The organism is Streptomyces sp. MBT53 (genome assembly GCF_016654115.1).
In the GTDB taxonomy this organism is placed as follows: Bacteria; Actinomycetota; Actinomycetes; order Streptomycetales; family Streptomycetaceae; genus Streptomyces.
On sequence record NZ_JAEQAZ010000436.1, the window covers coordinates 1 to 1,373 of the forward strand.

Genomic DNA, 1,373 nt, shown 5'->3' on the forward strand with positions numbered 1-1,373 from the left:
GGCCGCCGCCAGGTCCGCCGGTGACCCGCCCGCGGAGATGTCCCCGGCGGCGAGCAGCACGTCCGCCCCGCGCAGCTTGGCCTCCTCGACCAGGGCCCGGGTCATGATCTCCGGGTAGGCGGCGAGGCCCGCCGCCTGTGACACCCCGCGCAGCAGCGGGAAGCCCGCCATGCGGCCCGCGGTGGTCTCGCCGAGGTGCAGGTCGTTGCAGAGGGCGATGGACAGCAGGTGCCGCCCGGGCGGGGGCTGGGGCGTGGTGAAGGAGTACGTGCCGGTCAGCGAGCCGAGTCCGTGCCGCGAGGTCCCGACGGCGTTCCCGCGCACGTGCTGCAACGGCGTCGGTACGGCGGTCACGCCCGCGGAACGTGCCCGGTAGTAGTACGTCTGCCCGGGCTCCAGGCCGGTCAGCTCCACCTGGTGGTGCGCGGTGGGCCGCTCCTCGGCCGCGACACGGTTGAGCCGGGCCGGGTGGGTGCCGTAGACGACCTCGCCTTCGGTGACCGCGGGGATCGGGTGGCCGAAACCGTCGTCGGTGCCGGGTATCCGGGTGTGCCAGGTGATGATCGCGCTGTCCTCGGTGAGGGTGACCAACTCCAGGTGGACGGCGGCCAGTTGGCGGAATCCGCCGCGTCCGGGACGGGCGTGGGCGGCACGCAGCAGCGCCGGGACGAGGAGCGTGCCGGAGCGCAGGACGTCGTAGGGAGTGGGGAGCGCGGCGAGGGCCGCGAGGGGAGCCGAGATGCAGCAGCGCATACCCCATTGTTGCCCCAGGGTCGTGAACGCCGGCCGTGATGCCGACGGCGGCAGCCGTACCAGTGCGCTACGACAGTGCGGTGCGCACCGCTCTGACCAGGGCCTGCGCCCGTGGATCAGCCGTCACGCTCTTTCTGAACGAATTCGTCACATACCCGAACGCGATGCCCGAATCCGGGTCCGCGAAGCCCAGCGCGCCGCCCCGGCCCGGGTGCCCGAAGGAGCCGTCGGACAGCAGCGGGGACGCGCCGCCGTGCAGCATGTAGCCGAGCCCGAAACGGGTGTTGATCACGAGGACGCGGTCGGGGCCCGAGGAACGTTCGGCACGGGCCAGCTCAACCGTCTCCGGGGTGAACAGCCGTGCCCCGCCGTCGAGTTCGCCGATCAGGGAGGCGTAGAAACGGGCCAGGCCGTCTGCCGTCGCGATGCCGTTCGACGCGGGGAGTACGGCGGCCCGGTACGCCGGGTCGTTCTCGTCCGGCATCGGGGTGATCGCGCCGAACGCACGCCGGGTGAGGGAGTCGGGGTTGGCGTAGGCCTCGGAGACCGACCGCTTGGGGCGGACGCGGAGAACTCCCGCGTCCGCGGCCGGCGGCGCCTCCATCTGCGCCACCCGGCCC

Annotated in this window: 2 protein-coding genes; both read right to left on the minus strand. The window is 73.3% G+C overall.

Annotation, left to right across the window (positions count from 1 at the left end; translation table 11 throughout):
• The coding region (locus JHN45_RS51920) for a fibronectin type III domain-containing protein (protein ID WP_201056489.1) at positions 1–753 on the minus strand (753 nt) is incomplete at its 3' end.
• 67 nt (positions 754–820) lie between these two features.
• On the minus strand, positions 821–1,373 hold a 553-nt coding region (locus tag JHN45_RS51925; protein WP_201056490.1), incomplete at its 5' end, for a serine hydrolase domain-containing protein.